General features: G+C 69.8%; 7 protein-coding genes. 6 read left to right on the forward strand and 1 reads right to left on the reverse strand.

Features of this window, described 5'->3' with window-relative positions:
* The 3 genes from VN520_RS16530 to ftsY form a co-directional block, all read left to right on the forward strand.
* Positions 1–1,015: AAA family ATPase (locus VN520_RS16530; protein ID WP_325747687.1), on the forward strand; the 1,015-nt coding region annotated here is incomplete at its 5' end.
* A gap of 256 nt (positions 1,016–1,271) precedes the next feature.
* Positions 1,272–2,690 carry a sugar porter family MFS transporter gene (locus VN520_RS16535; RefSeq protein ID WP_325747688.1) on the forward strand — a complete coding sequence of 473 codons (1,419 nt, stop codon included), beginning with the start codon at positions 1,272–1,274 and terminating at the stop codon, positions 2,688–2,690.
* A gap of 327 nt (positions 2,691–3,017) precedes the next feature.
* Positions 3,018–4,223 carry a signal recognition particle-docking protein FtsY gene (ftsY, locus tag VN520_RS16540; protein WP_325747689.1) on the forward strand — a complete coding sequence of 402 codons (1,206 nt, stop codon included), beginning with the start codon at positions 3,018–3,020 and terminating at the stop codon, positions 4,221–4,223.
* Between the two features lie 63 nt (positions 4,224–4,286).
* Here ftsY and VN520_RS16545 read toward each other — a convergent pair whose 3' ends face one another.
* Positions 4,287–4,934: a bifunctional DNA primase/polymerase gene (locus VN520_RS16545; RefSeq protein ID WP_325747690.1), complete on the reverse strand. Its 648-nt coding sequence runs from the start codon at positions 4,932–4,934 to the stop codon at positions 4,287–4,289.
* Between the two features lie 420 nt (positions 4,935–5,354).
* Here VN520_RS16545 and VN520_RS16550 point away from each other — a divergent pair, with 420 nt between their 5' ends.
* From VN520_RS16550 to VN520_RS16560, 3 genes are all read left to right on the forward strand, one after another.
* Positions 5,355–6,830 (forward strand): hypothetical protein, encoded by a 1,476-nt coding sequence (locus VN520_RS16550; RefSeq protein ID WP_325747691.1) that lies wholly within the window; start codon positions 5,355–5,357, stop codon positions 6,828–6,830.
* A 338-nt stretch (positions 6,831–7,168) separates the two neighbouring features.
* Complete coding sequence (locus tag VN520_RS16555; protein ID WP_325747692.1) at positions 7,169–8,521, forward strand: ammonium transporter; 1,353 nt, start codon at positions 7,169–7,171, stop codon at positions 8,519–8,521.
* Positions 8,518–8,819 (forward strand): P-II family nitrogen regulator (locus VN520_RS16560; protein ID WP_325747693.1); only part of this gene is annotated, 302 nt, incomplete at its 3' end. The genes VN520_RS16555 and VN520_RS16560, both read left to right, overlap by 4 nt.

An 8,819-nucleotide genomic window follows, 5' to 3' on the forward strand; every position in this document is an offset into this window, starting at 1 on the left:
GGGCGCCCGGCAGCTGCTCGCCCATGTCGAGGTCTCGGTCGTACGGGCGGAGGAGGAGCGCACCCGGGCCGAGGCGGCGAAGGCCGGGCGTGAGCGGGATCTCACGGCCGAACGCGGCCGTGGCCGTGACCTGAAGGGCGAGCTCGACCGGCTCACCGACTCCGTGCACCGGGGCGAGGTGCTCGGGGCCGAGAAGCGGCTGCGCATGGAGCAGGTGGAGGCCAAGGCACTGGAGGAGTTCGGCGTGGAGCCGGCCGGCCTGGCCGCCGAGTACGGTCCGGACCAGCCGGTGCCGCCGTCCCCCGCGGCGGAGGGCGAGGAGCTTCCGGCCGATCCGGAGCACCCGCGCAACCAGCCGAAGCCGTTCGTCAGGGCCGAGCAGGAGAGGCGGCTGAAGGCGGCCGAACGGGCGTATCAGCAACTCGGGAAGGTGAATCCTCTCGCCCTGGAGGAGTTCTCGGCGCTGGAGGAACGGCACAAGTTCCTCTCCGAGCAGCTCGAAGACCTGAAGAAGACCCGGGCCGACCTGATGCAGGTGATCAGGGAGGTCGACGAGCGGGTGGAGCAGGTGTTCACGGAGGCCTTCCGCGACACCGCGCGCGAGTTCGAGGGTGTCTTCTCCCGGCTCTTCCCGGGCGGCGAGGGCCGTCTCGTCCTCACCGACCCGGAGAACATGCTGACGACCGGCCTCGACGTCGAGGCCAGGCCCCCGGGGAAGAAGGTCAAGCGGCTCTCGCTGCTGTCCGGCGGCGAGCGGTCCCTTACGGCCGTTGCCCTGCTGGTCTCCATCTTCAAGGCCCGGCCGAGCCCGTTCTATGTCATGGACGAGGTCGAGGCGGCGCTCGACGACACCAATCTCCAGCGTCTGATCCGGCTCATGGAGGAGCTCCAGGAGAGCTCCCAGCTCATCGTCATCACGCACCAGAAGCGGACGATGGAGGTGGCCGACGCGCTGTACGGCGTCTCCATGCAGGGCGACGGCGTCTCCAAGGTGATCAGTCAGCGGCTGCGCTGAGCGCGCTTCCCTACATGGGCTGACGCATGGGCACATCTTCTTTACGTAATCTTCGACACTTCAACGCACCTTTTGGGCGCTCCTGGGTACTTGTGAGGCACCTCTTCACTCGAACCCAGGTCTTGACTTCGAAACTTGAACGAATAACCTCAGCAATGTTGTTTTTGCCTTCAAGTGGTGGTCGGCTGGATGTTGTGCGCCACTAGGAGGGTTCACCCCCCACACCTGACGATGCGGCCAGGTACCAGGAGTTCATGTGACCAGCACAGCGCGCGGACCGGAGTCCGGAGCCCGGGAGGCCCACCCGGACCATCTCGGCCATGTCATCTTCATCACGGCAGCCGCAGCGATGGGCGGCTTCCTCTTCGGCTACGACAGTTCCGTGATCAACGGTGCCGTCGAGGCCATCCGTGACCGCTATGACATCGGGTCGGGGACGTTGGCGCAGGTCATCGCGATCGCTCTGATCGGCTGTGCCATCGGCGCGGCCACGGCCGGACGCATCGCCGACCGCATCGGCCGCATCCGCTGCATGCAGATCGCCGCGGTGCTCTTCACCATCAGCGCCGTCGGCTCCGCGCTGCCGTTCGCCCTCTGGGACCTCGCCATGTGGCGGGTCATCGGCGGCTTCGCGATCGGCATGGCCTCGGTCATCGGCCCGGCCTACATCGCCGAGGTCTCGCCGCCCGCCTACCGCGGCCGCCTCGGTTCCTTCCAGCAGGCGGCCATCGTCATCGGCATCGCCATCTCGCAGCTGGTCAACTACGGCATCCTGCAGCTCGCCGACGGCGACCAGCGCGGCAAGATCGGCGGCCTCGAGGCCTGGCAGTGGATGCTCGGCGTGATGGTCGTACCGGCCATCCTGTACGGCCTGCTGTCCTTCGCGATCCCCGAGTCACCGCGCTTCTTGATCTCCGTCGGCAAGAAGGACCGCGCCCGGAAGATCCTCGCGGAGGTCGAAGGCAAGAACGTCGACCTCGACGCGCGCGTGAACGAGATCGAGACGGCCATGCGCCGTGAGCACAAGTCCAAGTTCAGCGACCTGCTCGGGAGCCGCTTCGGCTTCCTGCCGATCGTCTGGATCGGTATCGGGCTGTCGGTCTTCCAGCAGCTCGTCGGCATCAACGTGGCGTTCTACTACTCGGCGACGCTGTGGCAGTCCGTCGGCATCGACCCGTCCGGCTCGTTCTTCTACTCCTTCACCACGTCGATCATCAACATCATCGGCACCGTGATCGCCATGATCCTGGTGGACCGGGTCGGCCGCAGGCCGCTCGCGCTCATCGGCTCCACCGGTATGGCCATCGCCCTGGCCTTCGAGGCCTGGGCCTTCTCCGCGGACCTGGTCGACGGCAAGCTGCCGAACACCCAGGGCGTCGTCGCGCTGGTCGCGGCCCACGTCTTCGTGCTCTTCTTCGCCCTCTCGTGGGGCGTCGTGGTCTGGGTCTTCCTCGGCGAGATGTTCCCGAACCGGATCCGCGCCGCCGCACTCGGTGTCGCCGCCTCCGCGCAGTGGATCGCCAACTGGGCGATCACCGCGAGCTTCCCGAGCCTGGCCGACTGGAACCTGTCGGGCACCTACATCATCTACACCTGCTTCGCCGTGCTCTCGATCCCCTTCGTTCTCAAGTTCGTGAAGGAGACCAAGGGCAAGGCGCTGGAGGAGATGGGCTAATCCCCGCTGCCCCTCTCCTCGACCCGCTGCCCCGGTCCGGCCCATGCCGGACCGGGGCAGCGTTCTGCTGTGCGGGGCCGGGCCCGCACAGGGGGCGTCCTGATGCCCCCGCGCAGAGGGCTTCCTGCGGCGGCAGCACGTCCGCCCGGCGTCGGAACCGGGCCGGCCCGGCCGGTGCGCTCGTCGCGGGGGCGGGAACCGGGCCGTGGTCCTCCCCGCGCAGTGGCGCGCCTTTACGCCCAAACGTGGCATACCGCCCCGACGACCGGAGCCGACCGCTCTCCGCAACCGCGCCGGACCGCCGCTGTGGCCGATACTGGACACGTTATGGAAATCGTCATCCTTGCTGTAGTCATCGCCCTGGTCGCGGTCGGCCTGATCAGCGGGCTCGTGGTCGGCAGCCGCAAGAAGAAGCAGCTGCCGCCCTCGGCCCCGTCGAGCACGCCGACCATCACTCCTCCCGCCGAGCCCAGCGTCGGCGAGGAAGCCGAGACGCCGCGTGACGAAGCGCGGCGCACCATCGAGGAGGTCGGTCTTCCCGGCACCGGGACTCCCGTCGAGGAGACCCCGGTCGTCATCGAGCCGGAGATCCCCGAGCTCGAAGTCCCCGAACCCACCGCCGGCCGCCTGGTGCGGCTCCGCGCCCGGCTCGCCCGCTCGCAGAACTCCCTGGGCAAGGGGCTGCTCGCGCTCCTGTCCCGTGACAACCTCGACGAGGACACCTGGGAGGAGATCGAGGACACGCTCCTGACGGCCGACGTCGGTGTGACTCCCACCCAGGAGCTGGTGGAGCGGCTGCGCGAGCGGGTCCGCGTCCTCGGCACCCGTACGCCCGAGGAGCTGCGCGCGCTGCTGCGCGAGGAGCTCGTCACCCTGCTCGGTCCCGACTTCGACCGTGAGGTCAGGACGGAGGGCGGGGACGGGACACCCGGCGTCGTGATGGTCGTCGGGGTCAACGGCACCGGCAAGACGACGACCACGGGCAAACTCGCCCGGGTGCTCGTCGCCGACGGCCGCAGTGTCGTGCTCGGCGCCGCGGACACCTTCCGCGCCGCCGCCGCCGACCAGCTCCAGACCTGGGGCGAGCGCGTCGGCGCCCGTACGGTGCGCGGCCCGGAGGGCGGCGACCCCGCCTCGATCGCCTTCGACGCGGTGAAGGAAGGTATCGCCGAGGGCGCCGACGTGGTGCTCATCGACACCGCGGGCCGGCTGCACACCAAGACGGGCCTGATGGACGAGCTCGGCAAGGTCAAGCGGGTCGTGGAGAAGCACGGACCGCTCGACGAGATCCTGCTCGTCCTCGACGCCACGACCGGACAGAACGGCCTCGTCCAGGCGCGGGTCTTCGCCGAGGTGGTCGACATCACCGGCATCGTCCTCACCAAGCTGGACGGCACGGCCAAGGGCGGCATCGTCATCGCCGTCCAGCGCGAACTGGGCGTCCCCGTGAAGCTCATCGGTCTCGGTGAGGGCCCGGACGACCTGGCCCCGTTCGAGCCGGGCGCCTTCGTCGACGCGCTGATCGGCGACTGACCGGCACACCCCGTGACGCGTGGAGGGCGGTGGACCCGAGAGGGGTCCACCGCCCTTCGGTGTTCACCAGCGGTGGCACACATAGGCGAGGGTGCCCAGGAGCAGCCGGGCCTGCGGGGGAGCGGCAGCCGTGTCCGCCGCAGGCGGACGCAGCCAGCGGACGGGGCCGAAACCCCCGAGGTCCGAGGGGGGAGCGGTGACGTACGCTCCGGGGCCCAGCGCCCGCAGATCGAGGTCCGCGTCGTCCCAGCCCATCCGGTAGAGCAGCCCGGGCAGCCCGGCCGCGGCGCCCGGGGCGACGAAGAACTGCGTACGGCCGGTGGGCGTCGAGGCCACCGGCCCCAGCGGCATCCCCATCCGCTCCATCCGCACCAGCGCGCGCCGGCCCGCCGCGTCGGCGACGTCGAGCACGTCGAAGCTCCGGCCCGCCGGCAGCAGGACCGAGGCGCCCGGGACCTCGGCCCAGGCGTCCGCGGCGGCACCGGGGGCGGCGCCCGGCGGCACCTCACGGGCGAAGTCCAGCGGATGCGCGCCCGGGGCGGCGCACGCGGTGTCCCCGCAGGAACAGGCACCGGCCGCCGCACGCGCGCCCGGAACCACCGCCCAGCCCCAGAGGCCTGTGTACTCCGCCACCGCGGCCGCGGCGTCCGTACGGCCCCGGCGCCGTGTGCCGGACCGCATCTCCCGGATGCCGCCGATCGTGAAGCCCATGCCCCCTCCAACGGGTCCGACTCGCCGGTGGTTACGACCCGGAGTCCTGGACGTTCTCCGTCGCCGCCGATCCGCCGGCGCGCGGTCCGGCGGTATGGGGACGCGATGTGCATCGCGCGCTCCTGAATGCTCCACTCCGCTTGCTGCTGATCGTGACCTGTCAAGTGAATCGCGGACTGCCCGGCACGGGTTCACCCGAAGGGGTGGCGAATGGTGGCGTTTCTGCAACGGCCCTCGCCGGAGCGGTGATCGGAGGATTACTGTGGGTACTCGAAGGTGCAATTGCATGTGCAGTTGAGTATGCCCCGGGCAATTCGCCGGTCTGTTCGATGACATGCAACGCCCGTACGGCCCGCACCGGGGCGCGGCATTCTGATAGAGGTTCGCGCGACAGGTTTCGGCGGGATGGGGGGCGTTCCAGTGAGTGGCAGTGGCGCAGGCGGGGCGAATTCCGGGAAGCGCCCGAACGGGCACCTGGGTTCGTGGTTCGTCCGGAGCGGCTGGTCGAAGGGCGAGCTCGCCCGCCAGGTGAACCGGCGGGCCCGTCAGATGGGCGCCCACCACATCAGCACCGACACCTCCCGGGTGCGCCGCTGGCTCGACGGCGAACAGCCCCGCGAACCGATCCCGCGCATCCTCTCCGAGCTCTTCTCGGAGCGCTTCGGCACCGTGGTCCCCGTCGAGGACCTCGGACTGCGCACCGCCCACCAGGCCCCCTCGGTGGCCGGGGTCGACCTCCCCTGGGCGGGACCGCAGACCGTCGCACTGCTCAGCGAGTTCTCCCGCAGCGACCTCATGCTCGCCCGGCGCGGCTTCCTCGGCAGCTCCCTCGCCCTGGCCGCCGGCCCCACCCTCGTCGAACCCATGCAGCGCTGGCTGGTGCCCGTCGCCCGCCCGGGGCAGCCGGAGCCGGAGCTGCCGAGCGCGGAGAACCGCCCCTCACGGCTCTCCGGCCCCGAGCTCGACCTGCTGGAATCCACCACGGCGATGTTCCGCCAGTGGGACGCCCAGTGCGGTGGCGGGCTGCGCCGCAAGGCCGTCGTCGGCCAGCTCCACGAAGTCACCGACCTGCTGCAGGAGCCGCAGCCCCAGGCCACCGCCAGGCGTCTCTTCCGCTGCGCCGCCGAACTGGCCGAGCTCGCGGGCTGGATGAGCTACGACGTGGGTCTCCAGCCCACCGCCCAGAAGTACTTCGTACTGGCCCTGCACGCCTCCAAGGAGGCCGGTGACAAGCCGTTGGGTTCGTACATCCTCTCCAGCATGAGCCGTCAGATGATCCACCTCGGCCGGCCCGACGACGCGCTCGAACTCATCCATCTCGCCCAGTACGGCAGCCGCGACTGCGCCACGGCCCGTACCCAGGCCATGCTGTATGCGATGGAGGCGCGCGCCTACGCCAACATGGGCCGGCCGAGCAAGTGCAAGCGAGCGGTCCGGATGGCCGAGGACACCTTCGCCGACGCCCTCCTCGACGACGAACCCGAGCCCGACTGGATCCGCTTCTTCTCCGACGCCGAACTGCACGGCGAGAACGCCCACTCCTACCGTGACCTCGCCTACGTCGCGGGCCGCAGCCCCACCTACGCCTCGCTCGCCGAGCCCGTCATGGCCCGTGCCGTCGAGCTCTTCGGCGAGGACGACGAGCACCAGAGGTCCTACGCGCTCAATCTGATCGGCATGGCCACCGTGCATCTCCTCAAGCGCGAGCCGGAGGAGTCGGCCGTCCTCGCGACCACGGCCCTGAGGATCGCCAGGAAGGTCAGGTCGGAGCGCGTCAACACCAGGCTCCGCAAGACGGTCGACACCGCCGCCAGGGACTTCGGCGACGTCCCCGAGGTCGCGAGGCTCAGCGACCTGCTCACCGAGCAGCTCCCGGAGACCGCCGAAGCGGTCTGACCGCCACCCCTGCCACCGGCCACGACGGCCGCCCCGTACCACCCGACTCGGCTCCCCCATCGCCAGGTCAGCGGGTCGCCGTCGTGGCCGGTTCACGTCGCCGGGCGTTCCGAGCGCACCGTATGCGGCGCGGGCAGCATGGTAGGCAGCGCACCGGGCCCGCCGCTCCCGGTTCACCGGTACGTAACACACGCGGCTCCTTCGTCACTGCGGTGAAACACCGTGCGGCATTCGTGGAAACCGCGCTGCGCGAATGTCATGGCGCATAACCGGCCCGCACCTTTTCACCGTGGTCCCGCACCCCCGCACGTGGCCGCACCGACGACGAGGAGACGCCGATGCCCCCAGGCATCACGACGCTTGCCGCAGACGCCCCCGAGCTGTCTGCCGCCAACACCGGGTTCATGCTCATCTGCTCCGCGCTGGTGATGCTCATGACCCCGGCCCTGGCCTTCTTCTACGGAGGCATGGTCCGCGTCAAGAGCACCCTGAACATGCTGATGATGAGCTTCATCAGCCTCGGGATCGTCACGGTCCTGTGGGTGCTCTACGGATTCAGTCTCGCCTTCGGCACCGACATCGGCTCCGTCATCGGCTGGAGCTCGGACTTCGTCGGCCTCAGCGGGATCGGTGTCACCGAGCTCTGGGACGGCTACACCATCCCGGTGTACGTCTTCGCCGTCTTCCAGATGATGTTCGCCATCCTGACCCCGGCCCTGATCAGCGGCGCCCTCGCCGACCGCGTCAAGTTCACCTCCTGGGCCCTGTTCATCGCCCTGTGGGTCACCGTCGTCTACTTCCCGGTCGCGCACTGGGTCTGGGGAGCCGGCGGCTGGCTCTTCGAGATGGGTGTCATCGACTTCGCCGGCGGAACGGCCGTCCACATCAACGCCGGTGCCGCGGCCTTCGGCGTGATCCTCGTCATCGGAAAGCGTGTCGGCTTCAAGAAGGACCCGATGCGGCCGCACAGCCTGCCGCTCGTCATGCTCGGCGCGGCGCTCCTGTGGTTCGGCTGGTTCGGTTTCAACGCCGGTTCGTGGCTCGGGAACGACGACGGTGTCGGTGCCGTCATGTTCGTCAACACACAGGTCGCCACCGGTGCGGCGGTCCTCGGCTGGCTCGCCTACGAGAAGATCCGTCACGGCTCCTTCACCACCCTGGGCGCCGCGTCCGGCGCGGTCGCGGGCCTCGTCGCCATCACCCCCGCGGGCGGTGCGGTCAGCCCGCTCGGCGCCGTCGCGATCGGCGTCATCGCGGGTGTCCTGTGCGCCATGGCCGTCGGCCTCAAGTACAGGTTCGGCTACGACGACTCCCTCGACGTCGTCGGCGTCCACCTCGTCGGCGGCATCCTCGGCTCGCTCCTCGTCGGCTTCTTCGCCACCGGCGGTGTGCAGTCCGACGCGGCCGGCCTCTTCTACGGCGGCGGACTCGGCCAGCTCGGCAAGCAGGCCGTCGGCGTCCTCGCGGTCCTCGCATACTCTCTGGTCGTCTCCGCGGCCCTGGCGTTCGTCCTCGACAGGACGATCGGGATGCGGGTCAGCGAGGACGACGAGGTCTCCGGCATCGACCAGGTCGAGCACGCGGAGACGGCGTACGACTTCAGCGGCGCCGGCGGCGGCTCCACCCCGCGCACCGCGCCTCCGGCACCCGGAACCACGACAGCCCCGACGAACAAGAAGGTGGACGCATGAAGCTCATCACCGCGGTCGTGAAGCCGCACAGGCTGGACGAGATCAAGGAGGCCCTCCAGGCCTTCGGCGTCCAGGGGCTCACCGTCACGGAAGCCAGCGGTTACGGGCGTCAGCGCGGACACACCGAGGTCTACCGCGGTGCCGAGTACACGGTCGACCTCGTCCCGAAGATCCGTATCGAGGTGCTGGTCGAGGACGAGGACGCCGAACAGCTCATCGACGTGGTCGTCAAGGCCGCCCGGACCGGCAAGATCGGTGACGGCAAGGTCTGGAGCGTCCCCGTCGAAACCGCGATCCG

This window comes from Streptomyces sp., assembly GCF_035563135.1.
Classification (GTDB): domain Bacteria; phylum Actinomycetota; class Actinomycetes; order Streptomycetales; family Streptomycetaceae; genus Streptomyces.

Excerpts from the sequence above, each read along its gene's own strand:
- VN520_RS16555 (WP_325747692.1), top strand. The coding sequence starts at position 7,169 with ATGCCCCCAGGCATCACGACGCTTGCCGCAGACGCCCCCGAGCTGTCT.
- VN520_RS16545 (WP_325747690.1), bottom strand. The coding sequence starts at position 4,934 with ATGGGCTTCACGATCGGCGGCATCCGGGAGATGCGGTCCGGCACACGG.
- ftsY (WP_325747689.1), top strand. The coding sequence starts at position 3,018 with ATGGAAATCGTCATCCTTGCTGTAGTCATCGCCCTGGTCGCGGTCGGC.